The organism is Mesorhizobium liriopis, from assembly GCF_024053505.1.
GTDB classification, from domain to species: Bacteria; Pseudomonadota; Alphaproteobacteria; order Rhizobiales; family Rhizobiaceae; genus Mesorhizobium_B; species Mesorhizobium_B liriopis.
The window spans coordinates 340,997-366,003 of sequence record NZ_JAMXQS010000005.1 but is presented as its reverse complement, the minus strand read 5'-3'; the positions used below and the strand labels follow the sequence as shown (position 1 = coordinate 366,003).

Genomic DNA, 25,007 nt, shown 5'->3' with positions numbered 1-25,007 from the left:
CACCCGTGCCGCCGTTTGGCGGTGTTCCCTCCTAACCGGGAGTTTCGTTTGCCATGAGCATCAGCCTGCCGCCCAGCGCGCTTCGTGCTGCCGCTCGCATCGCGCTTCCCGATCCGAGCGACACCATGCATTGCCTGTGCGACCGCTTCCGCGAATGGGGCGATGTGCGGATCGATGGAGCGAACGCCTCGATCACCACCTCTTTCGGCTGCGCCTTTCTGTGCGCGGAAAAGACCATGCTGCGGCTCGAAGCCGGCGGCGACGATCCGACCAAGTTCGCCTATGTGAAGCTTTCGATGGCCGAGCATCTGCTGCAGCTCGCCAGTGAGGCCCGCATCGTTTGGATAGGCGATGGCGCGGCCGGCACGCCGCTTCCTTATTTCCGCGAGATGCAGGTGGTGGGCGCGCGGCAACTGACGCCGCATATGCGCCGCGTGACACTGAAGGGCAACGATCTCGCGAGCTTTGCCGGCCCCAGCATGCATATCCGCCTGCTTTTTCCGCCTGAAGGTGTTTCCCCACCCCAATGGCCGGTGAATGGCGAGGACGGCCGCCCGCTTTGGCCGACCGGCGCCGAGCGGCCGGTTGCGCGCATCTACACGCTGCGCCGCATCGATGTGGGGCGCGGCGAAGTCGAGATCGACATGGTGCTCCATGAGGGTGCGACTTCGCCCGGCAGCAGCTTTGCCGCAAGCGCCGAGCCCGGTGATATCGTCGGCATGACCGGTCCTGGTGGCGGAACCGTAGGCGAGGCGGACCACTATCTTCTGGCCGGCGACGAGACCGCGCTTCCCGCCATTGCCCGCATCCTTGAAAATCTGCCCGAGAGCAAGACGGCCACCGTCTTCATCGAGGTGGCCGATGCCCGCGAGGAGCAGACGATCGAGACCAAGGCCCGGGTCGATCTCCACTGGCTGCACCGCAACGGTGCCGAGCCCGGCTCGACCACGCTGCTTTCCGATGCTATTGCGGCCGCACGCTTGCCGGAGGACCGCTCCAATTTCGTCTGGAGCGGCAGCGAATGCGCGGCCTTCCGCCTGATCCGCAAAAACCTGCGGAGCGAGCGCGGCCTGCCCCGCGAACAGCACCTGGCCGCCACCTATTGGCGGCGGGGCCATGCTGGCGAGGATGCAAGGAAAGACGGCTGACAGTGCTTGCTCAGGCTCCGAAACCCGAAAAGGCCGGCGCGCTTCTGCGCCGCTTCTTCGGCTATTACCGTCCGCACCGGAAGCTGTTTCTGCTCGATTTCGGCTGCGCGGTTTTGTCGGGCCTGCTCGAACTCGCCTTTCCGCTCGCCGTCACCGCCTTCGTGGACCGCCTCCTGCCAACCGGCCAGTGGGGCCTGATCCTGGCTGCGGCCGCAGGCCTTCTCGCCCTTTATATCGGCAACACGGCGTTGCAGGCCATCGTGGTCTATTGGGGCCATATGCTCGGCATCAACATCGAAACCGAGATGCGCCGCAAGAGCTTCGACCATCTCCAGAAGCTGTCCTTCCGCTTCTTCGACAACCACAAGACCGGCACGCTGGTCGCACGCCTGACCAAGGATCTCGAAGAGATCGGCGAGGTCGCGCACCATGGTCCGGAAGACCTGTTCATCGCGGTGATGACCTTCATCGGCGCCTTTGCGCTGATGCTGTTCGTCAATGTCGAGCTAGCGCTGATCACCGCGGCCATCGTGCCGGTGGTCGCCTGGGTGACGAGCCGCTACGGCGCGCGCATGACGCGCAACTGGCAAGCGCTTTATGGCCGCGTCGCCAATTTCAACGTGCGCATCGAAGAAAATGTCGGCGGCATGCGCGTGGTGCAGGCTTTCGCCAACGAGAACCATGAGCGCGGGCTGTTCGCGAAGGACAACGCCGCCTATCGCCAGACCAAGCTCGATGCCTACCGCATCATGGCCGTCTCGACCTCGCTTTCCTATCTCAGCCTGCGCCTCGTGCAGCTGGTGGTGCTGGTCTGCGGCTCGTGGTTCGTGCTCAAGGGCGAACTGACGAATGGCGGTTTCGTCGGCTTCCTTCTGCTCGTCAATGTCTTCTTCCGCCCCATCGACAAGATCAATTCGGTGATCGAAACCTATCCGAAGGGCATTGCCGGCTTCCGCCGTTACCTTTCGCTCCTGAACACCGATCCCGACATCGCCGACACGCGGGGCGCGGTCGATGCCCCTAAGCTCTCGGGTGCCATCAGCTTTCGCGATGTGGGTTTCGGCTATGAGCATGGCCGTTCGATCCTGTCGCACATCAATCTCGAGGTGCGACCCGGTGAAACAGTGGCCTTTGTCGGGCCTTCGGGTGCCGGCAAGACCACGCTTCTCTCGCTCCTGCCGCGTTTCTATGAAGTCGGAGCGGGTTCGATCGAGGTGGACGGCATCGACATCCGCAACCTGACGCTCGCCTCCTTGCGCTCCCAGATCGGCATCGTGCAGCAGGACGTGTTCCTGTTCGGCGGCACGGTTCGCGAGAACATCGCCTATGGCAGGCTCGACGCATCAGACGCCGATATCCGCGAGGCCGCACGTCGGGCGCGGCTCGACGAAGCCGTGGCTGCCATGCCCGACGGGCTCGATACGATTATCGGGGAGCGCGGGGTGAAGCTGTCGGGTGGGCAGAAACAGCGACTGGCGATCGCCCGCATGTTCCTCAAGAACCCGCCGATCCTGATCCTGGACGAGGCGACATCTGCGCTCGACACCCAAACCGAGCGCGAGATCCAGCGCTCGCTGGCCGAACTGTCGGAGGGACGCACCACGCTTGTGATCGCCCACCGTCTGGCGACAGTCCGCGATGCGGATCGCATCGTGGTGGTGGACCGCTCGGGGATTGCCGAAGAAGGCTCGCACCAAGCGCTCCTCGAACTGGGCGGACTCTACAGCCGCTTGGCCCAAGCGCAGCATCACTGAGCCGGGTGCGAGCGCTCGGCGAGGGAAATCCGCCGACGTGTTTTGCTTTTTGACACGATAGGGCTTGCGTTTCGGGGAACCTTCCAAGAAAAGCTGACATTAATTCTCCACAAATCGGTGCTTCCAGCGCTGGCTCATTGTGACGGGTTCGATGTCGAATTTTTCTCTGATGCGCGGTCTGCTGATAGCGGGCCTTTTGGTTTCTGCGAGCGGTGCCGTTTTGGCGCAGGAGGCGTTGCCGCCGGCACAAGCGCCCGCGCAAACCGCGCCAGCAGAGGCCACACCGACCCAAGCCGCTCCTGCACCGGCGGCCCCCGCTGCTAGCGAGCCAGCGGCACCTGCGCAGACTGTCCCTGCTCAGCCTGCGCCGGATGCGTCAGCATCCCAGCCAGCGACGCCCACGGCGTCGAGCCCTGGCACGCCGGCACCGGCTGCATCATCGAATAGGGCAACGCCCGCTGCCGAGCCGGTTGCGGAAGGCCGCTCCGTCAATCTCAGCCTGCCACACGATTTGTCGCCATGGGGCATGTTCATGGCCGCCGACTGGGTGGTGAAGGGCGTGATGATCGGCCTAGCCTTCGCCTCGCTCGTCACCTGGACGGTGTGGCTCGCCAAGACGCTGGAACTCGGCGCGGCGCGTGTCGCTGTGGGCCGCGCGCTGAACGTTATCACCGCGTCCGCGTCGCTGCGCGAGGCCTCCGATAAGCTCGGCAGGAACAAGAGTGCTGCCGCGCGCTTCGTGCATGCCGCCGCCGAGGAGGGCCGTCTGTCCAATGCGGCCCTCGACCATTCGGGCGGGGAGGGCCTCAAGGATCGCGTCGCCTCGCGCCTGTCGCGTATTGAGGCAGGTGCCGCGCGCAAGATGAGCCGAGGCACGGGCGTGCTCGCCACCATCGGCTCGACCGCGCCCTTCGTCGGCCTGTTCGGCACGGTCTGGGGCATCATGAACTCGTTCATCGGCATCAGCCAGGCGCAGACCACGAACCTCGCCATCGTGGCACCCGGCATCGCGGAAGCGCTTCTCGCGACAGCCATCGGCCTCGTCGCCGCTATTCCAGCGGTGGTGATCTATAACGTGTTCGCGCGTGCCATCACCGGCTACCGCCAACTCCTTGCCGATGCCTCCGCCGGCGTCGAGCGTCTGGTCAGCCGCGATCTCGATTTCCGCAATCTGCCCGCGAGCCGGGCCGCCAAGCTCGCGGCGGAGTAAAGGGCGATGGCTTCCCGAATCCGCGAAGGCGGCGGCGACGATCTCGAGGAGAACCACGAGATCAACGTCACGCCCTTCATCGACGTGATGCTGGTGCTCCTGATCATCTTCATGGTGGCGGCCCCGCTTGCGACGGTGGACGTGAATGTCGACCTGCCTGGCTCCACAGCTTCGCCCACACCGCGCCCCGACGAGCCGGTCTTTCTGACGGTGAAGGACGATCTGAGCCTCAACCTCGGCAATGAGATCGTCGCACGCGACCGTTTCGGCGCGACCCTCGATGCCCAGACCGGCGGCGACAAGAACGCCCGCATCTTTCTGCGTGCCGACAAGGCGGTACCTTACGGCGACATGATGGAAGTGATGAACCTCCTGCGCGGCGCGGGCTACTTCAAGGTGGCGCTGGTCGGGCTCGAAACGCTTTCGGGCGCGAGCGCAGCGCCTGCGGCCAATCCGTGAGCCGCCCGCGATGAGCGCTTCCGGCTTCGCCGCTCCGGAATCTGCCATGCCGCAACTGCCTTCCTTGCGCGAGGCGGGGCTGTGGGGCGGTGCGGCGGCATTCGTGCTCGCGGCGCACTTGGGAGCTGCCTACTACCTTCGCGACATCGAGCCGGCTCCCGTGGAGAATGCGGCGCTCGAGCAGTCGATGGAAATCGAACTCGCACCCCTCGTCATCGACACGCCCGAAAGCGTGCAGAGCGAAACACTGGCCGAAGCGCCCCCGGTCGAGGAGGTTCTTCAGCCCGAAGAACTGACGCCGTCGGTCGAGGAAACCGTGCCCGAAGAGGTGACGGAAGCACCACCCGAAACGGTGACCGCGGAGACGCCCGCACCCGTGACGCCGGAAGAGGTCGTGCCCGAGCCGGTCGAAACCGCCGAAGCCCCGCCGGTCGAGGAAATCACGCCTGAAACGCCGGTCGAAGAGGTCGCGCCCGAAGCGCCCGAACCGGTGATCGAGGAACAGATCTTCGCCGCGACCCCCGAGGTCGAGGTGCCGTTGCCCTTGGCACGGCCCGAGATCGTCCGACCCGAGCGGCAAGTCGCGCAGGAACGTCCACGCCAGCGGCCGCGTCCCCGGCAAGAGCGCCCGGTCGAGCGCCGCGAACAGCCGGTACGCGAGCGCCCCGCCCCACGCCAGCAGGCGCGCTCCGAAGCCTCGCAGGCGCAACGCGCCCCGCGTGCGCCGCAGGTCAGCCCTGCACGCTGGCAGGGTCAGGTCGTGGCGCGCATCCGTCAGTTCACGCGGCGTCCCGCCGGCCTTCAGGGCGAGGGCACGGCATCGGTGTCCTTCACGATCAACGATTCGGGCGCCATCACCTCGGCGCGGGTCGCGCGCTCGTCCGGCGATCCGGAAATCGATGCGGTGGCGGTCGCCATCGTCCAGCGCGCATCGCCGGTTCCAGCGCCACCCGAAGGGATCGCCACGCGCCGCCTGTCGGTGCCGGTTCGCGTCAAGCGGTAAGGCGAAGCCGCCTGGCGGGCCGGCGCTGAACGATCGGCCCGGTTCTCACGCTATCGCCCGCCGCGCCACCCAGCGCGGATAGAGCACGCCGAGCGCCAAGCCCCCGATCACCAGCCCTGCTGCCCCAAGCTTCCAGGCCGGCAGCGGTTCGCCGAGCCAGAAGGCCGAGGCGCTCATGCCGAAGATCGGCACCAGAAGCGCCATCGGCGTGATGCTCGCGGCCGGGTGCCGCGCAAGCAGCCAGCCCCAGACAGAATAGCCGAGCAGCGAATTTGCCGCCGACTGCCAGAGGACTGCGATCCAGGTCGGCAAGTCGGCGGCGAGGAGGCCCGCGCGGATTGCCGGCCAGCCTTCGAGCAGGAGGGACAGCACGAAAAGCGGGGGAAACGAGAATAGGCTCCCCCACACGACGATGGGCAGGATGTTCTGCGCGCCACTGCGCTTGGCTGCCATGTTGCCACCGGCCCATGACAGCGAGGCGAGCAGGGCGAGACCCAGACCCAAAGGCGTGGTCGAAGCGTCGGTGTTGAGTCCGATCACCAGAATGCCGGATGCCGCGAGCAGCACGGCGACCAGCTGAAACGCGCGCACGCGCTCGCCCATCAGCCAGACCGAGAGCCCGATCGTGAAGAAGACCTGGCATTGCAAGACCAGCGAGGCGAGTCCGGGTGAGATGTGCCCGCGCATGGCGACGAAGAGCAGGCCGAACTGCCCTGCGCCGATCATCAGCCCGTAGCCTGCGAGTGTCTTCCACGGCACGGGCGGTCGGCGAATGAACAGGGTGGCGGGAAACACCACGAGCAGAAAGCGCAGGCTGGCGAAAAGCAGCGGCGGCAGATGGTCGAGCCCGATCCGGATCACCACGAAGTTCGTTCCCCAGATCGCGACTGTCAGAAGCGCGAGGAGCAGGTGGGAGAGAGGAAGGGCAGCCATGGCGTGGCGCTTGTTCCAGATTGCGGCGACACTGCCAAGGGCAGGACATTGTGCCAGCACGTGCGCGCACTCGCAAAACTTGACAATCGTAGTTTAGAATAATTCTAAGTTCTTGATCCTGCGACGTTTTTGCCGTTCCCGTTTGCTTGACTCTTTCGCAACCTCCGTCCTAATGCGGGTCCATGGGAGGTTGACGGCATCGTTGGCGTCCCGGCCGGCAGGCTTTACAGTCTGCCGTGCTCAACAAATCATGACATCGCATGTTTCCGCGGCCCACCTATTGGCAGGCGCGGTTTTCGCAGGAGACTCGCTCATGTTCCCCACGCTTTCGACACCGCGACAGGTGCGCCTGTGCTGGGCCTTTGCTGCCGCGACCGCATTGACCGCCGCTGTCTTCGTCCTGCCCGCCCGCGCGGCGGAGACCGATCCGAAGGCTGTCATCAAGACCTATGCCGACATCGCGCAGGCCGGCTATGAGGATTCGTTGAACACGGCGAAGGCTCTCGACGAGGCCGTCAAGACGCTGATCGCCGAGCCGAACGATGCGACGCTCGAAGCTGCACGCACTGCCTGGAAGGCCGCGCGCGTGCCCTACCAGCAGACCGAAGCCTTCCGCTTTGGCAATGCCGCCGTGGACGAGTGGGAAGGCAAGGTGAATGCCTGGCCGCTGGATGAGGGCCTGATCGACTATGTCGATCCTTCCTATGGCACCGAGTCCGACGAGAACGCGCTTTATACGGCCAATGTGATCGCCAACACGGAGATCGAGATCGACGGCGAAAAGGTCGATGTCTCGGTGATCACGCCTGAACTCCTGTCGGGCAAGCTGCAGGAGGCCGGTGGCATCGAAGCCAATGTGGCGACCGGTTATCACGCTATCGAGTTTCTGCTCTGGGGGCAGGATCTGAACGGCACGAAGCCCGGTGCAGGCAAGCGGCCCGCCACCGATTACAACACGGCAAGCTGCACCAACGGCCATTGCGACCGCCGCGCGCAATATCTCAAGGCCGCGACCGACCTGCTCGTCTCCGATCTCGCCGATATGGCCGCGAAATGGGGACCAGACGGTGAGATCCGCAAAGGCCTCGAAGTGGAAGCTGCGAACACCAGTCTTTCCACGATCCTCACCGGCATGGGCTCGCTTTCCTATGGTGAACTGGCCGGCGAGCGCATGAAGCTTGGCCTGCTGCTGCACGATCCGGAAGAGGAGCATGACTGCTTCTCCGACAACACCGACAAGTCGCACCTTTACGACGCGATCGGCATCCGCAACGTCTATCAGGGCCGCTACAAGCGCGTGGACGGCTCGGTGGTCGAGGGCCCGTCGCTGCAGGCGCTGGTGGAGGCCGCCGATCCGGCGATCGATGTCGAGCTGTCCGGCAAGCTCGACGCGAGCGTTGCCGCCATGGAAGCCATGACCAAGCGCGCCGAGGGTGGCGAGGCCTATGACCAGCAGATCGCGGAAGGCAATGCCGAGGGCAACAAGACCGTACAGGCGGCCATTGACGCATTGGTGGACCAGACCAAGTCGATCCAGCGCGCGGTTTCGGTGCTCAAGCTCGATGCCATCGCCTTCGAAGGCTCGGACAGCCTCGACGCGCCCGACAAGGTGTTCCAGTAATGCGAAGGGCCGGAGCGCACGAACACGGCGCTCCCGACAAAATGTGATGCCGCTTCGAACGCCTGCCGCCTGTGCGCGACTTGACGCGAACGGCGTTCGAAGACAAAGCGCAGAGCGGTTCCGACTGCGCCGTTATCGCGCCGGACCCTCTGGGCCGAGCGATCCATGAACCGACCATTTTTCAAGCGGCATACGCTTCTGGCACTGCTTCCTGTGATGGGAGCAGTCGGCCTTGGCTTGGCCGTGGGTTTCGCGCCCGCACCCCATGCGCAAGCCGAAGCACCGGCCCTGCCCGCCACGCGCAACGACCTTGATCAACAAACGCTGAGCCGCGTGGTCCGCGTCACCACGCCGACGCTCGACTTCTCCAAGCCAGAAGATTTCGAGAACATGCCCGGCGGGGCCGCGACCACCAGGAAACGCGTCAACAGCAACATCTTCTCGCAGTCTTCGGCGAACATCACATTCGAGCAGGAAGGCACGTTCAAACTCGGCAATGCGCTGTTTCGGAAAGTCTGGGTTTCCGCCCCTTCCTCGACGCAGGCCTCGGACGGTCTCGGACCGCTCTTCAACGCGCGCGCCTGCCAGAACTGCCACATCAAGGACGGCCGCGGTCATCCGCCCGAAGGCGGAGCGGATTCCACCTCCATGCTGTTCCGCTTGGCGCATGCACCGACGACGGATGACGAAAAGACCAAGCTTGCGGACAAGCGCCAGCTGGTGATTCCCGATCCGGTCTATGGCGCGCAGCTCCAGGAACTCGCGGTGCCCGGCCTGAAAGGCGAGGGGCGGATCGACATTTCCTACGAGGAAATTCCGGTCACGCTCGCAGGCGGCGAAACCGTTTCGCTGCGCAAACCGAGCTACCAGGCGAAGACGCTGAGTTATGGCCCGCTCCATCCGCTGACGACACTGTCTCCGCGCGTCGCGCCGCCGATGATCGGGCTGGGGCTGGTGGAGCAGATCCACCCGGCTGACATCCTGGCCCATGCCGACCCGGACGACCGCGATGGCGATGGTATCTCCGGCCGTGTCTCAATGGTGCGCGAACCCAGGACCGGCAAACCCGCGCTCGGCCGCTTCGGCTGGAAGGCGTCGGTGCCCACTATCCGCCAGCAATCGGCCGAGGCCTTTGCCATCGACATGGGCCTTTCGACCCCCGATGTGCCGCTTCATACGGGCGACTGCACCCAGAACGAGCCGGACTGCCTCAGCCTGCCCAACGGCGTGCAGAAGCGGCTCGGAGACACCGAAGCCCCTTCGCCCGTGCTCGACCTCGTGACGTTCTATTCGCAGAACCTCGCCGTTCCCGCCCGCCGCGATGCGGGCGATGCGGACGTGCTCAAGGGGAAGCAGGCCTTTTACGGTGCGGGCTGCGCCTCGTGCCACATGCCCAAATATGTGACGCGCAAGGATGCGCCCTACCCGGCCCTCGGCTTTCAGCTGATCTGGCCCTATTCCGATTTCCTGCTTCACGACATGGGCGAGGGGCTTGCGGACGGCCAGACGGTGGGCGATGCAGGGCCCACGGAGTGGCGCACCGCGCCGCTTTGGGGTATCGGCCTTACCAAGACCGTAAACGGGCATACATTCTTTCTCCATGATGGCCGAGCCAGAAATCTGTCCGAAGCAATCCTTTGGCATGGCGGGGAAGCGAAACCTGCGCGAGACCGCTTTGCCGCGTTGCCAAAGCCGGAGCGCGATGCGTTGATCCGCTTCCTGGAATCGCTCTGATGGCAAAGCTTCTCGCAATGCTCTTGATGGCCGCGCTAGCCCTTCCCCTGAATGGTGGCAGCGTGAGCGCGCAGGACAATGAAGCGCCGGCCGCGCCCATTGCCGCAGCCCCGCCGCCTCCCGCCTTTCAGGATGCCACGCCCTTCCTGCAAGGCGCCGTGGATGGCTTCGTGCGCCCTGCCTATCGTGCCTTCCGCGATCGCGCTCAAGGCATGGCCGATTCCATGCGCAACCTTTGCGAGAAGCCGTCGAGCGAAGCTTTGGAGGCTGCGCGCGACACCTTCCGCAAGACCGTGCGTGCCTGGGGCCAGGCCGAGATCATCCGCTTCGGGCCGATCACCGAAAGCAACCGCCTCGATCGCATCCTGTTCTTTCCCGACCGCAAGGGCACGGGCCTGCGCCAGATCCAGCAGGCGCTCGCCCAGAAGGACGAGTCGGTTGCGACCGCGGAAACGCTTGCGCAGAAAAGCGTGGCGATGCAGGGCTTGGGCGCGCTCGAATATCTGGTTTGGGGCGATGGCTCGGACGAGCTGGCCGGCACCGATGGTGCGTTTCGCTGCCGCTTCGGTCGTGCGGCAGCCGAAAACGTGGCAGGCATGGCCCGCGCGGTGGATGCCGCATGGACCGACCCCAAGGGCTTCACCGCACAGTTCACCAACCCCTCACCCCCGAACCCGCTTTATCGCACGGGCTCGGAAGCCCTGGGCGAACTGCTCGGCGTCTTCATCGAGGGTCTCGAGCGCACCCGCGACGTGCGCATCAAGGGTTTTCTGGGCGACAATCCTGAATCCGACAAGCCCAAGCAGGCGCTGTTCTGGCGTTCCGGCATGACGCTCGCCGTAATCGGCTCGAACCTCGCGGCATTCTCGAGCCTGTGGGAAGCCTCGGGCCTGCTCGCGGCCCTCCCGCGCGACCAGCGCTGGGTGGGCGATTCCGTGCGCTTCGAATTTGCCAACGCCAACAAGGCCGCGGCCGACCTCGACCGTCCGGTGGGCGACACGCTCGCCGAGCCGCGTCTGCGCTCGCGGCTCTCCTACCTCTCGCTCGTCACCTCCAGCCTGTCAGAAATCCTGGGTGTCAGGCTTTCCGGTGTGCTCGGCCTGTCCGCCGGCTTTTCCTCCCTCGACGGGGATTGACCGCATGCTTCTCGGCCGGCGTGACTTTCTGAAAGGCGCCGGGGCGCTTTATCTCGCCAGCCTCGGCACCCATGCCCGCGCGGGCGTGGAGGACGCCGACGCGCTTTTTGCCGCTGCCTTCCAGCGCAAGAGTGGCGGGCACGGTGTGGCCATCATGGGCGAGAACGGCCTGCCGATCCATCTGGTCGATCTGCCCGATCGCGGCCACGACATCGTTTTCGACCGCGTCTCGCGCCGCTCGGTCGTGTTCGCCCGCCAGCCCGGAGCCTTCGCGCTGGTGTTCAGCCATGAGGCGAAGACCGAACCGCTTCTGATCGCGAGCCGGCCCGACCGCCACTTCTTCGGCCACGGTGCGTTTTCGCCGGACGGCCGCATCCTTTGGGCGACCGAGAACGACTTCGACGCCGCGCAGGGGATGATCGGAGTCTATGACGTTCAGGCCGGTTTCAAACGCGTCGGCGAATTTCCGACCGGCGGCATCGGCCCCCACGAGTGCCTGTTGATGCCCGATGGCATGACGCTCGCGGTCGCCAATGGCGGCATCGAGACCCATCCCGATTATGGGCGCGAGGAACTCAACCTTTCCACCATGCAGCCATCGCTCGTCTTCATCGACACGGCGCGGGGACAGATCCTCGAAAAGCACATCCTGAAGCCCGATCTGCATCAGCTCTCGATCCGCCACATGGATCTCGATGCCGACGGCACGCTCTGGTTCGGTTGCCAGCATCGCGGGCCCCTGAGCGAACGCCCCGCCCTTGTCGGCCGTGCGGTGCGCGGCAAGGACCTCGATCTGATCGACCTGCCCGAAGACGCGCTTCTGAATTTACGCAACTATGTCGGATCGGTCGCCGTGAACAGAAAGACCGGCACGGTCGCCGTTTCCTCACCGCAGGGCAATTCCTGGCTGGAGATCGATGCTGCGACAGGCAGGCTCAAAGCCCAGCGCACTGTCACCGAAGTCTGCGGCCTGGCGCCTGACCGGGATGGATTTCTGGCGACGACCGGCATGGGCGCGGTGCTGAAGCCGGATGGAGGGGAGGCGGACCTGCCGGATTACGCGTGGGACAACCACATTTTGCGGATCGGGTGAGGTCGCCCTCACGCCACGCGCCGCCCCTCGCGCCAGACGCCACGCACCACCGGCAATCCGCCCTGCACGCCAACGCGAACGAAATCCGCCCGCAAGCCGCCAGCCAGCGCGCCTCGATCTTCCAAGCCCACGGCGCGCGCCGGATTGCTTGTCGCCATCCTCACGCTTTCCGCCAGGCTCACTCCCACGACCACTTCCGGCAGCAGAAACACCGATTGCAGGATCGAGTAAGGCACGTAGTCAGAGGACAGGATGTCGAGCTCATTCACGCCCGCGAGTTCGCGCGCGGAGACATTGCCGGAATGCGACGAGCCGCGCACGAGGTTGGGTGCTCCCATCAAAACCGCCATGCCTGCCTCGCGCGACAGGTGTGCCGCCTCGCGCGTGGTCGGGAACTCAGCCACCCGCACGCCTTGGCCCTCGGCTTCCCGCACATGGGCGGCCGTCGCATCGTCATGGCTGGCGAGCACGATCCCCTTGGCCACGGCGCGCTCCGCAATGGCCACGCGGTTCTTCGCCGAATTGCGTTCGGATTCCGCGACACGCCGCTCGCAATAAAGGCGGAACACCTCTTCGCTCATGCGCAGCTTTTCGACATAATAGGCGCGGTAGCTTTCGATCTTGGCGAACTGCCGCTGTCCCGGCGCGTGGTCCATCAGCGAGGCCATGCGGATCAGCGGATGGTGCGCGAGCGCGTCGAAGCCTTCGAGGCAGTCGTCGGCCGAAACCTCGCAGCGCAGATGAATGAAGTGGTCGGCGCGCAAGCGCCCTGCGCGGGCACCCGCCTCGACCGCTTGCGCCAGAACTTCCATATCGTCGCGCCCGAGATGCGCGTCGTAGTCCATCCCGACGCGCAAGGCGTCGAACACGGTCGTCACGCCCGATCCCGCCATCTGCGCGTCATGTGCCATCACGGCCGCATCCGCATTCCAGCGCAGATTGGCGCGCGGGTTGTAGTGCGTTTCGAGATGGTCGGTGTGCAGTTCGATCAGGCCAGGCAGGAGGAAATCGCCCTCGAAATCCTCGCCCACCGTGGAGGCGCCACCGTCCACGCTTGCGATCACGCCATCGCTGAAAGCGAGCGAGCCCGACACCACCTGATCGGGGAGAACAAGGTGCGCATTGCGAACGGCTTCCATCACGCGCGCCCTTCGAGTCTGAGAAGTTTTTGTACGGTGAAAGGTGCGCCGGGCTCGGGCTCGACGAACAGCGCCAGATGATCCACCGCCAGCGGCTTGCCGATGAAGGACGCGAATTCCCGCTCCAACTCTGCGCGCATCGCGTCGCTTTCTTCGGGCGCGATCTTGTCGGTCAAAGTCATGTGGAATTGAAACGCGTCCATCACATAGGGGTAGCCCCAGCGCAGGAGGTTGTCGCGCTCGGGCCTGGGCAGCGTTTCAGGGCTACGCTTGGCGATCTCGGCCGCCGAGAGCGGCGCACGGAAAGGTTCGAATGCTTCCACGACGCGGGCGGCGAACGCGGTCAGCTCAGCGGGTTGCTCGTCCGGCACAAGCGCGAAGAAACGGCCGAGTTGCTTGAGCGCCAGAACGGGGATCGTGACCGGCGCGGTCTCACGCGCGAAGCGGTCGAGCGCCGCTTCCAGCGCTTCGACGCTTTCGCCCTCGTGCAGGCGGAAAGGCGCTTTCAGCGTAGCATGAAACCCATAGCGCCGTGCGGATTCCGTGACGTTTGCGCGAGCCTCGGGAATGGCCCTCGTCTCGCCGCCGAACGCATCGCGGCCGAGCCAGCTGGCAGCGCGGCCCACGAGCGGATGATCGGCGGGCGGCGTAAAATAAAGCGCGAAACGAATAGGACACCTCGAAAAATGGCGTTGCTGCCTAGCAAGCTCGGGAACGCAAGTCATCTAGGCCCGATGCATGACGACAAATTGTCGGATGTCGGTCCGAGCCTAGATTGACCACTGACCGAGCCCGATGCTCAATCGCGCGGGCTCTCGGCCGCTCTCACGGAGACACCATGCGCAGGCTTCTCGCCGCTTTCGGACTTTCCCTCGCCCTGCTCATACCCGCCTATGCGGCCGACCCCGCCGATTGGAACGCGGTGCTCGCCGAGGCCAAAGGCGAGACGGTCTATTTCAACGCCTGGGGCGGCTCGGAAAACATCAATGCCTATCTCGAATGGGCGGCCGGCGAACTCAAAAGCCGCTACGATGTCACGCTCGTCCAGGTGAAGCTCGACGACACGGCCAATGCAGTCGCCAAGGTCGTCGCCGAAAAGGCTGCGGGGCAGGCGCAAGGCGGGTCGGTCGATCTGATCTGGATCAACGGCGAGAATTTCGCTGCGATGAAGGCGCAAGGCCTGCTGCTCGGCAACAACTGGGCCGAGAAATTGCCCAGCCGACGCTTTGTCGATGCCAACGAGAAGCCGACGATCCTGTCCGACTTCACCGTGCCGGTGGAGGGCCAGGAAAGCCCCTGGGGCATGGCGAAGCTCGTTTTCTTCCATGACAGTGCGAAAACCAAGCCGGAGGACATGCCGAAATCGGCGGCCGACCTGCTCGCATGGGCAAAAGAGCATCCGGGTCGTTTCACCTATCCGCAGCCGCCGGACTTTTCCGGCTCGTCCTTCCTGAAACAGGTGCTGGTCGAACTCGCACCCGATAAGGCGGCACTCGCCAAGCCGGTGGACGATGCGAGCTTCACAGCAGTTTCCGCGCCGCTCTTTGCCTATCTGGATCAACTCAATCCGCTGCTGTGGCGAGGGGGCAGGGCGTTTCCGCAAAACTATCCGGCGATGAAGCAACTGCTCGCCGACAACGAGGTGGACGTCATCTTCGCCTTCAACCCGTCGGAAGCGTCGAGCGCGATCGCGAGCGGCGAACTGCCCGGCACAGTCCGCTCCTTCACCTTCACGAAGGGCACCCTCGCCAACACGCATTTCGTCGGCATTCCCTTCAACGCCAAGGCGGAAGCCGGCGCACTGGTGGTCGCCGATTTCCTGTTGTCGCCCGAAGCGCAGGCGCGCAAGCAGGACCCGAAAGTCTGGGGCGACCCCACCGTGCTTTCGCTCGCCAAGCTCGACAGCGCGGACCGTGCCCGCTTCGAGAGGATCGATCTTGGGCCCGCCACGCTGAAGCCCGACCATCTCGGCCCGGCCCTCGACGAGCCTCACCCGAGCTGGATGGAGCGTCTCGAAACCGAATGGACCAAGCGCTACGGCGCGAAGTGAACGCCGACAGTCGTCTTGCCTTCACCCAAGCGGCATGACGCCCGCTGCGCTTTCGCGCCTTGGCCCGCCGCTGCTGGTGATCCTGCTCGGCGGGCCGATCGGTCTCGGCCTCCTCTTCACCGTGCTTCCGGCCTTCGGTTATCTGCCAGCCCTCGGCGGCAACGTGTTTTCGCTCGAACCCTTCCAGCGGCTGCTCGCCGAGCCCGGCCTGTGGAAGTCCGCAGGCTTGAGCCTCTGGACGGGCCTTGCAGCTGCTTTGCTCTCTGTTGCCCTCACCACCGCATTCCTCGCCGCCTGGAGCGGCACCCGACCCTTTCGCGCTGTCGAACGCCTGCTCGGCCCCTTGCTGGCGCTGCCCCATGCCGCGGCCGCCTTCGGCTTGGCTTTCCTGATCGCCCCTTCCGGCCTGTTTTTCCGCGCTCTCTCCCCCGGCCTGACAGGCTCGGCCACGCCGCCCGATCTTCTGATCGTCAACGACCCGCTCGGCCTGGCACTGATTGCGGGCCTCGTCGCCAAGGAAGTGCCGTTCCTGCTTCTGGTGGCCCTCGCCGCCATGCCGCAGGCGGATGGGGAACGGCGGATGCTCGTCTCCGCCTCGCTCGGCTATGGCCGCATGGCAGGGTTCCTGTTCACGGTCTGGCCGACGCTCTACCGTCAGATGCGGCTTGCGGTGTTTGCGGTCGTGGCGTTCTCCTCATCGGTGGTCGATGTCGCCGCGATCCTCGGCCCCACCACGCCGCCCACTTTGAGCCTGCGTCTCGTGCGCTGGAGCGCCGATCCGGACCTTTCCCTGCGCTTTCTCGCCAGTGCCGGGGCACTGCTGCAACTGGCATTGAGCGCTCTGGCGATCCTCGTCTGGATCGGCTTTGAGCGCATCGGCCGTCATGGCCGCGAAAACCTTGCCGCGAATGGCCAACGCTTCCCCGGAGACCGAGCCGTTCGCTGGCTCGCGCTCGTGCTTCAAGCCCTCACCGTCTTCGCTCTTCTAGCCGGCATCCTCGCCCTCATGCTCTGGTCCGTTGCCGGTCTCTGGCCCTTTCCTGACTTTTTGCCTTTGACCGTTTCCATCCAAGGCTGGAGCAATCTACTGCCGCGCTTGGCCGAACCGCTCGGCAATGCCGCACTGATCGGCGTCCTTTCCGCACTCTTCGCGCTGCTGCTGGCCCTGTTTTGCCTCATCCGCGAAGACGCCACCGGCTTGGCCCCCCGCTGGCGCAGCCCTTTGCTCTACCTGCCGCTGATCGTGCCGCAGGCCGCGTTCCTGTTCGGCCTGCAACTGATGGCGCTGTGGGGCGGGCTGGTGCCCAGCATCCTCTCACTCACCCTCGTCCACCTCGTCTTCGTCGCGCCCTATCTCTTTCTGGCGCTTGCGCCCGCGTGGAGCGCCTATGACCGCCGCTATGAGCAGGTCGCCGCCAGCCTCGGGGGAAGCGCCTGGACAGTCCTCTGGCGCATCAAGCTGCCGATGCTCAGCCGCGCGGTGCTTGCGAGCCTTGCCATCGGCTTCGCCGTGTCGGTCGGCCTTTATCTCCCCACGCTGCTGATCGGCGCGGGCCGCATCACCACGATCACGACCGAGGCCGTGGCGCTGGCCAGCGGCGGCAACCGGCGCGTGATCGGCGCTTATGCGCTGGCGCAAATGCTTCTGCCCGCGCTCGGCTTTCTCCTTGCTGACCTTTCCGCACGGCTGATATGGCGGCGGCCGTGACCGGCCTTCAGCTCAGCCAGATCGAAATCCGTTCGAACGCCGCGAAGCTTTTGGGCATCGACGCCCATGTCGCGCCCGGCACCGTGTTGACCGTGATGGGCCCGTCCGGCTCCGGCAAATCCACGCTTCTGGGCTTTCTCGGCGGCTTCTTGGCCCAAGCCTTCACAGCGTCCGGCCGTGTCCGGATCGACGGCGAGGACATCACCGCGCTTGCACCCCAGAGCCGTGGCGCAGGCCTCCTGTTTCAGGACGCGCTGCTGTTTCCGCATATGAGCGTGCTCGGCAATCTCCTTTTCGCGCTTCCGCCCACGGTGAAAACCCGCGCCGCCCGAGAAGCCGCCGCCGAACAGGCGCTGACCGAGATGGATCTCAAGGGCTTCGGCCCCCGCCATCCCGACACGCTGTCCGGCGGCCAGCGGGCGCGGGTGGCCCTGGCGCGCACGCTTTTGTCGCAACCGCGCTTCCTGCTTCTCGACGAGCCCTTCTCACGCCTCGACGCGCCGCTTCGCGCCCAAGCCCGCAGGCTCGTCTTTTCCGAAGCGCAGAAACGCACGCTTCCCGTGGTGCTCGTCACCCACGACATGGCCGACGCCGAGGCTGCCGACGGCCCCGTGATCCGGATCGGCACCCCCGCATGACCCTGCCCGATCTTCCCGTCCGCGCCATCCTGCCGGACCTCCTCCAAACGCTGGAAGCGCGTCCCAACGCCGTGCTCGTCGCCCCGCCGGGTGCCGGCAAGACGACGCTCGTGCCGCTCGCCCTTCTCGATGCACCATGGGCGGCCGGCAAACGCATCCTCTTGCTCGAGCCCCGCCGCCTCGCAGCCCGCGCGGCCGCCACCCGCATGGCCGAGTTGCTCGGCGAGGAGCCGGGAGGCCGCGTCGGCTATGCCATGCGCATGGAAAGCCGCGTGTCGGACAGGACGCGCATCCTCGTCGTCACCGAAGGCGTCCTCGCGCGCGCCATTCTTGACGATCCCGAACTGACGGGCATCGCCGCCGTGCTTTTCGACGAGTTCCACGAGCGCTCGCTCGACGGCGATTTCGGTTTGGCCTTGGCACTCGACGTGCAGGACGCCTTGCGCCCCGATCTGCGCCTGCTTGCGATGTCGGCGACGCTCGACGGCGCGCGCGTCTCACAACTGATGGGCGGCGCACCCGTACTTGAAAGCCAGGGCCGGTCCTTTCCCGTTGAAATCCGTTACCGCGAGCGTGGGCCCGACGAGCGGGTCGAGGACGCAATGGCCACGGCCATCCGCGCGATGATGGCCGATGAACCCGGCAGCCTTCTCGCCTTCCTGCCCGGCCAGCGCGAGATCGAACGCACGGCCGAGCGGCTCGAAGGACGGCTGGCGCCGAACATCGAAATCATGCCGCTTTACGGCGCGCTCGAGCCCCAAGCCCAGCGCCGCGCGGTGGCGCCGGCAAAGGATGGCGCGCGCAAAGTGGTGCTCGCCACCAGCATCGCCGAAACCTCGCTCACCATCGACGGTGTGCGCGTGGTGGTCGATTCCGGCCTCTCGCGCGTGCCGCGCTATGAACCCAATACCGGCCTCACCCGTCTGGAAACCGTGCGTGCGAGCCGTGCTTCCGCCGACCAACGGGCAGGGCGCGCCGGCCGCACGGCACCGGGTGTCGCGCTTCGTCTCTGGCGCGCCGAGCAGACGGCGGCGCTTCCCGCCTTTTCCCGGCCCGAAATCCTCGAAGCCGATCTGTCCGGTCTCGTGCTCGATTGTGCCGCTTTCGGCGTGGCCGATCCCAGCACTCTGCGCTTCCTCGACCCGCCCCCGCGCCCCGCGCTCAACGAGGCACAGAGCCTTCTCCGCGATCTCGGCGCGCTTGATGCCGACAACCGCCTTTCCCCTTATGGTGACGCCATGCGTCGCGTGGCGCTGCCTGCGCGCCTTGCCGCCATGGTGGTGGAAGCGCCGACCGCCGAACGCCTCGCTGCCGCGCGGCTCGCCGTGCTCCTGTCCGAACGCGGCTTGGGCGGCAACGAAACGGATCTCGACGCCCGCCTCTCGCGCTTTGCCAACGAGCGCGGCCCCCGCGCGGATGCTGCCCGCAAACTCGCCGCGCGCATCGCCAGGCAAGCCGGCGGTGGCGGCGATGAGAGCGCCCGAGCCGGCCCGCTGCTGCTTCACGCCTGGCCTGACCGCGTCGCCAAGGCGCGGGGAGGGCGCGGCCGTTTCGTGCTTGCCAACGGTCGCGGTGCAGCCATCGATGAAGCGCATGCGCTCGCCGGCGCGCCCTTTCTCGTCGTGGCCGATCTGCAAGGCGAAGCGCGCGAGGCCCGTATCGCGGCGGCGGCCGCTCTGTCCGAAGACGACATCCGCGCTGTGATGGGCGACCGCATCGAGCGCAGCACCGTTTCCGCCTTCGACCTTTCCACCCGTTCGCTCCGCATCAGCGAACGCGTGCGGCTGGGCGCGATCACGCTTGCCGATCGTCCCTTGCCGCGTCCCAAGGGCGAGGAGGCAGATCGCGCGGTGCTCGATGCGTTGCGCGAACACGGCCTCGACCTGCTCCGCCCCGCTCCCGCCGCGCAGAGCTTGCGCGAACGTCTCGGCTGGCTTCACCGCGAATTCGGCGCGCCATGGCCCGATGTGAGCGACACGGCATTGCATGACGGTCTCGACCTCTGGCTTGCACCTTTCCTCTCAGGCGAGGCATCGCTTTCCGCCATCGAGGGCGAGCCCCTCTATCAGGCCCTGCTCGGCCTCGTCCCCCATGAATTCGCCCGCCGGTTGAACGACTGGGCGCCCACCCACTGGGATGCACCCTCGGGCAGCCGCGTGGCCGTTCTCTACGATGGTGAACATCCGCGCATCGCGTTGCGCGTGCAGGAATTGTTCGGCCTCGACCGCCATCCGTCCATTGCTGGGGGCCAGGTGCCCCTGACCCTCGAACTCCTGTCGCCCGCCCATCGCCCGATCCAGACCACGCGCGATCTTCCCCGCTTCTGGCGCGGCTCATGGGCGGATGTGCGCGCCGACCTGCGTGGGCGCTACCCCAAGCATCCCTGGCCCGAAGATCCGCTTTCCGCTCCGCCCACCGCGCGTGCCAAGCCGCGCGGGACTTGAGGACGGGGGGCTTCTCGCCGCATAAGGGCCGATGGCCCATTTGCACGACCCGCAAAGCCACCGGCTTCGCCTCAACACACTGATCCGCCTGCGCTGGTTGGCCGTCGCAGGCCAAAGCCTCGCTGTGCTTTTCGTGGCCTACTGGCTCGAATTCCCGCTGCCCGTCTCCACCTGTTTCGCGCTGATCGCCACCGCCGCCTGGCTCAACCTTTTTCTGACTTTCCGCTATTCCTCGACCCACCGGCTCAAGCCCTTCGCGGCCTTCGTCGCGCTGGTGTTCGACGCGGCCCAGCTGTCGGGACTGCTCTATATGACGGGCGGGCTTACAAACCCCTTCGCACTTCTGCTGATCGTGCCGGTGGTCGTGTCCGCAACCTCGTTGCCCTTGCGCTACACGGCCCTTCTTGGCGGCTTCGTCGGCCTCGCTGCCACGCTTCTCGTCTTCTTCCGCCTGCCGCTGCCCTGGCACGACGAGCAGGCTTTGTTCATGCCCTACATTTATGTGGCGGGAATCTGGGTGTCGGTGGTGTCCACCATCGTCTTCACCGCCGTCTATGTCTGGCGCGTGGCCGATGAGGCGCGGCAACTGTCCAATGCGCTGGCCGCGACCGAACTCGTGCTCCAGCGCGAGCAGCATCTCTCGGCACTCGACGGCTTGGCGGCCGCTGCCGCCCACGAGCTTGGCACGCCGCTCGCCACGATCACGGTGGTCGCCCGCGAAATGGAAAAGACGCTCGGCACCGATCCGCGCTTCGCCGAGGACGTGACGCTTCTGCGCAGCCAGAGCGAGCGCTGCCGCGAAATCCTCAAGCGCCTCACCAGCCTATCGAGCGAAAGCGAGGAGCATCTGGCGCGCTTGCCGCTCACTTCGCTGATTGAGGAGGTGACCGCCCCGCACCGCGATTTCGGCATCAGGATCAAGCTCGAGCCCACCACGCTGACCGGCCCCGAACCCGTCGCGCGGCGCAATGCGGGCGTGATCTATGGCCTGGGCAATCTGGTCGAGAACGCCACCGATTTCGCGCGCGAAGCCGTCACCGTGCGCTGGCGCTGGGACGAGCATCGCGTGGCGATCACGATTCTCGATGACGGCCCCGGCTTTCCGCCCGAAGTGATGGACCGCATCGGCGAACCCTATATCTCCACCCGTGCCGGCAACGAGCCTGGCGGCGGGCTGGGCTTGGGGCTCTTCATCGCCAAGACGCTTCTCGAACGCTCGGGCGCGAGCCTGAACTTCAACAACTCGAATCAGCCCACGGTGGGCGCTGCCGTAGAAGTGACCTGGACGCGCGAAGCCTTTTCCCGAACGGGCGCGCTGCCCGGCCTCGACGTCGAAGCCGCGTGAAATTTGACCAAAACCTTGGAAAGAAAAGGCTCTCTGATTGGAAAAGCGACACATCGTCGCTTATATTCTGAGCAGAAGATTCAAGGTTGAGTATGATGACCGAGCATGTTTCGGGCGCCACGGGGGAAGCCGTGGCCCAAGCCTTTGCCCAAGGCGACGCCACGCTGCTGATCGTGGATGACGACAAGCCATTCCTGCAACGCCTCGCCCGCGCCATGGAAACGCGTGGTTTCGCGGTCGATACCGCCGAAAGCGTGGAAGAGGCCGTGGTCAAGGCCCGCGCCAAGCCGCCGGCCTTTGCGGTCGTCGACATGCGCCTGGGCGACGGCAACGGTCTCGACGTGATCTCCGCTATCCGCGATCGTCGTTCGGACACCAGGGCGGTGATTCTGACCGGCTATGGCAACATCGCGACTGCGGTCACTGCCGTGAAGCTCGGCGCGGTCGACTACCTGTCCAAGCCTGCCGATGCCGACGACATCTTCGCGGCTCTCACCAACACCGTTGGCGAACGCGCTGCGCCACCTGAAAATCCGATGTCCGCCGATCGCGTGCGCTGGGAGCACATTCAGCGGGTTTACGAGATGTGCGAGCGGAACGTGTCGGAAACGGCGCGGCGCTTGAACATGCATCGCCGGACGCTGCAGCGGATCTTGGCCAAGCGCGCCCCGCGGTGAGTTGTCGGACGCTGGAGATGGTTCGCCAAGAACTGTCTGCTGGATGACCGGGTGACGTTCCCGCCAGGCTGGGCGTCCCTGCAACCAACCACCTACTCGCTCTCGCCGTCCAAAGCTGGCACTGGTACCCCTGCAAGCTCCGCCGCCAGCAACCGAGCCGCGCCCGCCCGTGCCAGCCTCAACATTAGCGCTTTGCGCAAATGCGGCGCGAGCCTGTGTTCCGGTGCATCCCGCATCATCTCGGCGCCATAGCCGTCCGACAGGATGAACCCTGCTTCTTCCGGGAAAATCTCCGCCGGCACGTCCGGATGGGTCGCAAAGAAGAAGCGGTCGCAGTGGAGGCGGTATTCCGGCCATTTGCGGTCCACCCGAAAGTCCTCGATGGAGGATTTGATTTCGACGATCCAGATGTCGCCCTTGCGCGTCAGCGCAACCAGATCGGCGCGGCGTCCGCCGGCGAGCGAAATTTCGGGCAGCACATGCGCGCCCATCGTGGCGAGCAGGCGCTGGACGCCACGGCGCACGATCATGGCACGCTCGGACTGGCGCCCGTCGATCAGCGGGTTGGAACGGAGAGAATTGACGATTGGCATGTGCCGGACCATGCCACTGAATTTTTTCATTTTGAAGCGCCCGACCCCTTAACGACCGATTAACGATTTCGTGAGGCTTAAGCATTCGTGTTGCGAAACGGCAACGCGGAATCATCGGTGTGCCGCGACGTCGCCTCCAGCAGTTGGCAAGTTGGACTTCGCCCTCCATGAACAGCACTGACTGACATTGCCGGGATGCCCGAATCGGGCCTGCGGCGCATTTCCTGTGGGGCAGACTGGCATGCGGTTGAAGGGGATTCTGACGGGCGCGGCACTCGCGCTGACGCTTGCAGCGGCAGGCTGCTCGACCTTCGGCTCGACGCAGATCTTCACGTCCGACTACACCGCGCGCCGCGACCTCGGCTATCAGGTGCCATCGATCCCGATCTACAAGGTCGAGCGCAAGTATCACCGCCAAATCGTTTCCTATGACACGGCCGAAGCGCCGGGCACGATCGTGGTCGATACGTCGAACAAATTCCTTTATTTCGTGCTGCCCGAAGGTCGCGCGGTACGTTACGGCATCGGCGTCGGCCGACAGGGCTTCGAGTGGAAGGGCACCGCGCGCATCGCGCGCAAGGCGGAATGGCCCGTCTGGACCCCACCTGCCGAAATGATCGGCCGCCAGCCGGAACTCGTCAAATGGCGCGGCGGCATGCCTGGCGGTCCGCAGAACGCGCTCGGCGCGCGTGCGCTCTATCTCTACAACAAGGGTGGCGACACCGGTTACCGCCTCCATGGTACGCCGGAATGGTTCTCCATCGGCAAGGCCATGTCGTCCGGCTGCATCCGTTTAATGAACCAGGATATCATTGACCTCTACAGCCGCGCGGAAGTCGGCGCGAAAGTCATCGTAATGTGAGGTGAACGAGCCTCTGAATACGAAAACAGGCCCGCTTGCGGGCCTGTTTTCGTTTGGGGAGCTGACTGGTCGAGAGGCTGCCTCAGGCCACCTGTTCCACTTGCTGAACCTCGGGCACGAAGTGCCGAAGCAGGTTCTGGATGCCGTGCTTGAGGGTTGCCGTCGAAGACGGGCAGCCGGCACAGGCGCCCTTCATGTGCAGGAATACGGTGCCGTCCTGATAGCCGCGGAAGGTGATGTCGCCGCCGTCCTGGGCGACCGCCGGGCGCACGCGCGTGTCGAGCAGTTCCTTGATGGTCACGACGATCTCCTCGTCGGCCTTGTCGAAGAACTCCTCGCCGTCTTCCTCCCCAGCACCCTCGGCCTGCTCAACCAGAACCGGGCGGCCGGACATGAAGTGCTCCATGATGGAACCGAGGATCGCGGGCTTGAGATGCGCCCAGTCGAGGTTCGCCGCCTCATCCTTGGTAATCGTCACGAAATCGTAGCCGAAGAACACGCCCGAGACGCCGGGAATTTCGAAGAGCCGTGCTGCGAGCGGCGAGGACAGGGCGGCCGTGTCGCGGTCGCGGAAGTCGGCGGTGCCGCCATCGGCCATCACTTCGCGGCCGGGCAGGAACTTCAACGTAGCCGGGTTCGGCGTGGATTCGGTCTGGATGAACATAGGAAGGCTCGCTTCTCAGCCCCGATGGGCCGTCATCGAAGGGCTGGCACCACGGCTCGCCCTTCCTCGAATTGGAATAATTCTAAAATAAGCTCATCGAAGCGCGCCTGCAAGCATGGTGTCAGGCAAGACTTTCGATATCCGCGTCGGACAGGCTTTGCGGTACGACCGTGACCGGAATGGGGAAGGCTGCGGCCTTTCCCGCGATCGACGCCACCAGCGGCCCCGGTCCCTCCTTGGAGGCCCCCGCCGCCAGCACCAGGATGGCGATGTCCTGGTCTTCCTCGATCAGCTTATGGATTTCTTCCGAAGCCTTGCCTTCCCGCACCACGAGTTCCGGCTCGATGCCGAGCCCCGTGCGCACCTTGGTGGCCATGGCGTCGAGTGCTGCGCCCGCATTCGCCGCCGCCTCGTCGCGCATGATCTGCTCGACGCCCAGCCAGCCTGCGAAATCGCCCGGCTCGATTACGAAAAGGAGTACCAACCCGCCATTCGTCGCCAGCGCACGGCGCGAGGCATAAGCGACCGCGCGCTCGCATTCGGGCGTCTCGTCCACGACGGCGAGGAATTTTCTGCGGTGGCCGGCTTCCCGGCTGAGACGTTTCGAGACCATCGGGATTCCGGGACTGGTGGAAGGGAAATGTGGCACCGGGCAGGGGGCGGGGCAAGGGGTGAGAAGCGACGGCCAGAAGGCCGGCGAAAAGCCATGAAGATGGCTTTTCGAGCTTCAAACGCCCTGAGCCGTGCGAAGGGCAGGCAGGGGGTGGCGACGAAAGGTTTTTGATGCCAGCCCGTC

The 25,007-nt window shown here is 65.5% G+C and carries 22 protein-coding genes; 16 read left to right on the top strand and 6 right to left on the bottom strand.

Features of this window, described 5'->3' with window-relative positions:
* Positions 1 to 53: 53 nt before the first annotated feature.
* The 5 genes from NGM99_RS11735 to NGM99_RS11715 all read left to right on the top strand — a co-directional run bounded on the left by NGM99_RS11735 (position 54) and on the right by NGM99_RS11715 (position 5,574).
* Entirely contained in the window at positions 54 to 1,148 is a 1,095-nt protein-coding gene (locus tag NGM99_RS11735) for a siderophore-interacting protein (RefSeq protein ID WP_252819079.1), read from the top strand.
* Positions 1,149 to 1,150: 2 nt separating this feature from the next.
* Positions 1,151 to 2,902 carry an ABC transporter ATP-binding protein gene (locus NGM99_RS11730; RefSeq protein WP_252819077.1) on the top strand — a complete coding sequence of 584 codons (1,752 nt, stop codon included), beginning with the start codon at positions 1,151 to 1,153 and terminating at the stop codon, positions 2,900 to 2,902.
* A gap of 151 nt (positions 2,903 to 3,053) precedes the next feature.
* Complete coding sequence (exbB, locus tag NGM99_RS11725) at positions 3,054 to 4,112, top strand: tonB-system energizer ExbB (RefSeq protein ID WP_252819075.1); 1,059 nt, start codon at positions 3,054 to 3,056, stop codon at positions 4,110 to 4,112.
* Between the two features lie 6 nt (positions 4,113 to 4,118).
* Positions 4,119 to 4,571: a TonB system transport protein ExbD gene (gene exbD / locus NGM99_RS11720; RefSeq protein ID WP_252819073.1), complete on the top strand. Its 453-nt coding sequence runs from the start codon at positions 4,119 to 4,121 to the stop codon at positions 4,569 to 4,571.
* A 46-nt stretch (positions 4,572 to 4,617) separates the two neighbouring features.
* Positions 4,618 to 5,574, top strand: coding sequence for an energy transducer TonB family protein (locus NGM99_RS11715; protein ID WP_252819071.1), 957 nt, complete (start codon positions 4,618 to 4,620; stop codon positions 5,572 to 5,574).
* A gap of 45 nt (positions 5,575 to 5,619) precedes the next feature.
* Here the strand turns inward: NGM99_RS11715 and NGM99_RS11710 are convergent, their stop codons facing one another.
* Complete coding sequence (locus NGM99_RS11710; protein WP_252819070.1) at positions 5,620 to 6,507, bottom strand: EamA family transporter; 888 nt, start codon at positions 6,505 to 6,507, stop codon at positions 5,620 to 5,622.
* 313 nt (positions 6,508 to 6,820) lie between these two features.
* On the opposite strand from NGM99_RS11710, the gene NGM99_RS11705 reads away from it, so the two are divergent.
* The 4 genes from NGM99_RS11705 to NGM99_RS11690 all read left to right on the top strand — a co-directional run bounded on the left by NGM99_RS11705 (position 6,821) and on the right by NGM99_RS11690 (position 12,091).
* Positions 6,821 to 8,128, top strand: coding sequence for an imelysin family protein (locus NGM99_RS11705; protein WP_252819068.1), 1,308 nt, complete (start codon positions 6,821 to 6,823; stop codon positions 8,126 to 8,128).
* Between the two features lie 165 nt (positions 8,129 to 8,293).
* Complete coding sequence (locus NGM99_RS11700) at positions 8,294 to 9,862, top strand: di-heme oxidoreductase family protein (RefSeq protein ID WP_252819066.1); 1,569 nt, start codon at positions 8,294 to 8,296, stop codon at positions 9,860 to 9,862.
* On the top strand, positions 9,862 to 10,998 hold the full coding sequence (locus NGM99_RS11695; protein WP_252819065.1) for an imelysin family protein: 1,137 nt from the start codon (positions 9,862 to 9,864) through the stop codon (positions 10,996 to 10,998). The genes NGM99_RS11700 and NGM99_RS11695 overlap by 1 nt, the downstream gene beginning before the upstream one ends.
* A 4-nt stretch (positions 10,999 to 11,002) precedes the next feature.
* Entirely contained in the window at positions 11,003 to 12,091 is a 1,089-nt protein-coding gene (locus NGM99_RS11690) for a DUF1513 domain-containing protein (protein ID WP_289852444.1), read from the top strand.
* 8 nt (positions 12,092 to 12,099) lie between these two features.
* On the opposite strand, the gene NGM99_RS11685 is transcribed toward NGM99_RS11690, so the two are convergent.
* Positions 12,100 to 13,230, bottom strand: a complete 1,131-nt coding sequence (locus NGM99_RS11685) for an alpha-D-ribose 1-methylphosphonate 5-triphosphate diphosphatase (RefSeq protein WP_252819061.1) — start codon at positions 13,228 to 13,230, stop codon at positions 12,100 to 12,102.
* The gene (locus tag NGM99_RS11680) at positions 13,230 to 13,955 is read right to left on the bottom strand and encodes a DUF1045 domain-containing protein (protein ID WP_289852443.1); all 726 of its coding nucleotides are present in this window, start codon (positions 13,953 to 13,955) and stop codon (positions 13,230 to 13,232) included. The genes NGM99_RS11685 and NGM99_RS11680 overlap by 1 nt, the downstream gene beginning before the upstream one ends.
* A gap of 113 nt (positions 13,956 to 14,068) precedes the next feature.
* Between NGM99_RS11680 and NGM99_RS11675 the strand changes: the two genes are divergently transcribed.
* The 6 genes from NGM99_RS11675 to NGM99_RS11650 all read left to right on the top strand — a co-directional run bounded on the left by NGM99_RS11675 (position 14,069) and on the right by NGM99_RS11650 (position 22,092).
* The gene (locus NGM99_RS11675) at positions 14,069 to 15,280 is read left to right on the top strand and encodes an ABC transporter substrate-binding protein (protein WP_252819059.1); all 1,212 of its coding nucleotides are present in this window, start codon (positions 14,069 to 14,071) and stop codon (positions 15,278 to 15,280) included.
* Between the two features lie 34 nt (positions 15,281 to 15,314).
* The gene (locus tag NGM99_RS11670) at positions 15,315 to 16,988 is read left to right on the top strand and encodes an ABC transporter permease (RefSeq protein ID WP_252819058.1); all 1,674 of its coding nucleotides are present in this window, start codon (positions 15,315 to 15,317) and stop codon (positions 16,986 to 16,988) included.
* Positions 16,973 to 17,626, top strand: coding sequence for an ATP-binding cassette domain-containing protein (locus NGM99_RS11665; protein ID WP_252819057.1), 654 nt, complete (start codon positions 16,973 to 16,975; stop codon positions 17,624 to 17,626). Before NGM99_RS11670 ends, NGM99_RS11665 begins: the two co-directional genes overlap by 16 nt.
* The gene (hrpB, locus tag NGM99_RS11660) at positions 17,623 to 20,070 is read left to right on the top strand and encodes an ATP-dependent helicase HrpB (protein ID WP_252819055.1); all 2,448 of its coding nucleotides are present in this window, start codon (positions 17,623 to 17,625) and stop codon (positions 20,068 to 20,070) included. The genes NGM99_RS11665 and hrpB overlap by 4 nt, the downstream gene beginning before the upstream one ends.
* Before the next feature lie 31 nt (positions 20,071 to 20,101).
* Positions 20,102 to 21,415: an ActS/PrrB/RegB family redox-sensitive histidine kinase gene (locus NGM99_RS11655; RefSeq protein ID WP_252819053.1), complete on the top strand. Its 1,314-nt coding sequence runs from the start codon at positions 20,102 to 20,104 to the stop codon at positions 21,413 to 21,415.
* 95 nt (positions 21,416 to 21,510) lie between these two features.
* The gene (locus tag NGM99_RS11650) at positions 21,511 to 22,092 is read left to right on the top strand and encodes an ActR/PrrA/RegA family redox response regulator transcription factor (RefSeq protein WP_252819051.1); all 582 of its coding nucleotides are present in this window, start codon (positions 21,511 to 21,513) and stop codon (positions 22,090 to 22,092) included.
* Positions 22,093 to 22,184: 92 nt separating this feature from the next.
* On the opposite strand, the gene NGM99_RS11645 is transcribed toward NGM99_RS11650, so the two are convergent.
* Complete coding sequence (locus tag NGM99_RS11645; protein ID WP_252819219.1) at positions 22,185 to 22,685, bottom strand: MmcB family DNA repair protein; 501 nt, start codon at positions 22,683 to 22,685, stop codon at positions 22,185 to 22,187.
* Positions 22,686 to 22,926: 241 nt separating this feature from the next.
* Here NGM99_RS11645 and NGM99_RS11640 point away from each other — a divergent pair, with 241 nt between their 5' ends.
* Positions 22,927 to 23,547: a L,D-transpeptidase gene (locus NGM99_RS11640; protein ID WP_252819050.1), complete on the top strand. Its 621-nt coding sequence runs from the start codon at positions 22,927 to 22,929 to the stop codon at positions 23,545 to 23,547.
* 82 nt (positions 23,548 to 23,629) lie between these two features.
* Here the strand turns inward: NGM99_RS11640 and NGM99_RS11635 are convergent, their stop codons facing one another.
* Both NGM99_RS11635 and NGM99_RS11630 read right to left on the bottom strand, forming a co-directional pair.
* Entirely contained in the window at positions 23,630 to 24,211 is a 582-nt protein-coding gene (locus tag NGM99_RS11635; protein WP_252819047.1) for a NifU family protein, read from the bottom strand.
* A gap of 121 nt (positions 24,212 to 24,332) precedes the next feature.
* Positions 24,333 to 24,824: a universal stress protein gene (locus NGM99_RS11630; RefSeq protein WP_252819046.1), complete on the bottom strand. Its 492-nt coding sequence runs from the start codon at positions 24,822 to 24,824 to the stop codon at positions 24,333 to 24,335.
* Positions 24,825 to 25,007: the final 183 nt, after the last annotated feature.

What these genes read in the sequence shown, in the direction of transcription:
- NGM99_RS11710 (WP_252819070.1), bottom strand. Translation starts at nt 6,507, where the DNA reads ATGGCTGCCCTTCCTCTCTCCCACCTGCTCCTCGCGCTTCTGACAGTC.
- exbD (WP_252819073.1), top strand. Translation starts at nt 4,119, where the DNA reads ATGGCTTCCCGAATCCGCGAAGGCGGCGGCGACGATCTCGAGGAGAAC.
- exbB (WP_252819075.1), top strand. Translation starts at nt 3,054, where the DNA reads ATGTCGAATTTTTCTCTGATGCGCGGTCTGCTGATAGCGGGCCTTTTG.
- NGM99_RS11635 (WP_252819047.1), bottom strand. Translation starts at nt 24,211, where the DNA reads ATGTTCATCCAGACCGAATCCACGCCGAACCCGGCTACGTTGAAGTTC.
- NGM99_RS11695 (WP_252819065.1), top strand. Translation starts at nt 9,862, where the DNA reads ATGGCAAAGCTTCTCGCAATGCTCTTGATGGCCGCGCTAGCCCTTCCC.
- NGM99_RS11690 (WP_289852444.1), top strand. Translation starts at nt 11,003, where the DNA reads ATGCTTCTCGGCCGGCGTGACTTTCTGAAAGGCGCCGGGGCGCTTTAT.
- NGM99_RS11645 (WP_252819219.1), bottom strand. Translation starts at nt 22,685, where the DNA reads ATGCCAATCGTCAATTCTCTCCGTTCCAACCCGCTGATCGACGGGCGC.
- NGM99_RS11735 (WP_252819079.1), top strand. Translation starts at nt 54, where the DNA reads ATGAGCATCAGCCTGCCGCCCAGCGCGCTTCGTGCTGCCGCTCGCATC.
- NGM99_RS11715 (WP_252819071.1), top strand. Translation starts at nt 4,618, where the DNA reads ATGCCGCAACTGCCTTCCTTGCGCGAGGCGGGGCTGTGGGGCGGTGCG.
- NGM99_RS11665 (WP_252819057.1), top strand. Translation starts at nt 16,973, where the DNA reads ATGGCGGCGGCCGTGACCGGCCTTCAGCTCAGCCAGATCGAAATCCGT.
- NGM99_RS11650 (WP_252819051.1), top strand. Translation starts at nt 21,511, where the DNA reads ATGACCGAGCATGTTTCGGGCGCCACGGGGGAAGCCGTGGCCCAAGCC.
- NGM99_RS11630 (WP_252819046.1), bottom strand. Translation starts at nt 24,824, where the DNA reads ATGGTCTCGAAACGTCTCAGCCGGGAAGCCGGCCACCGCAGAAAATTC.
- hrpB (WP_252819055.1), top strand. Translation starts at nt 17,623, where the DNA reads ATGACCCTGCCCGATCTTCCCGTCCGCGCCATCCTGCCGGACCTCCTC.
- NGM99_RS11655 (WP_252819053.1), top strand. Translation starts at nt 20,102, where the DNA reads ATGGCCCATTTGCACGACCCGCAAAGCCACCGGCTTCGCCTCAACACA.
- NGM99_RS11700 (WP_252819066.1), top strand. Translation starts at nt 8,294, where the DNA reads ATGAACCGACCATTTTTCAAGCGGCATACGCTTCTGGCACTGCTTCCT.
- NGM99_RS11670 (WP_252819058.1), top strand. Translation starts at nt 15,315, where the DNA reads ATGACGCCCGCTGCGCTTTCGCGCCTTGGCCCGCCGCTGCTGGTGATC.
- NGM99_RS11675 (WP_252819059.1), top strand. Translation starts at nt 14,069, where the DNA reads ATGCGCAGGCTTCTCGCCGCTTTCGGACTTTCCCTCGCCCTGCTCATA.
- NGM99_RS11640 (WP_252819050.1), top strand. Translation starts at nt 22,927, where the DNA reads ATGCGGTTGAAGGGGATTCTGACGGGCGCGGCACTCGCGCTGACGCTT.
- NGM99_RS11680 (WP_289852443.1), bottom strand. Translation starts at nt 13,955, where the DNA reads ATGACTTGCGTTCCCGAGCTTGCTAGGCAGCAACGCCATTTTTCGAGG.
- NGM99_RS11685 (WP_252819061.1), bottom strand. Translation starts at nt 13,230, where the DNA reads ATGGAAGCCGTTCGCAATGCGCACCTTGTTCTCCCCGATCAGGTGGTG.
- NGM99_RS11705 (WP_252819068.1), top strand. Translation starts at nt 6,821, where the DNA reads ATGTTCCCCACGCTTTCGACACCGCGACAGGTGCGCCTGTGCTGGGCC.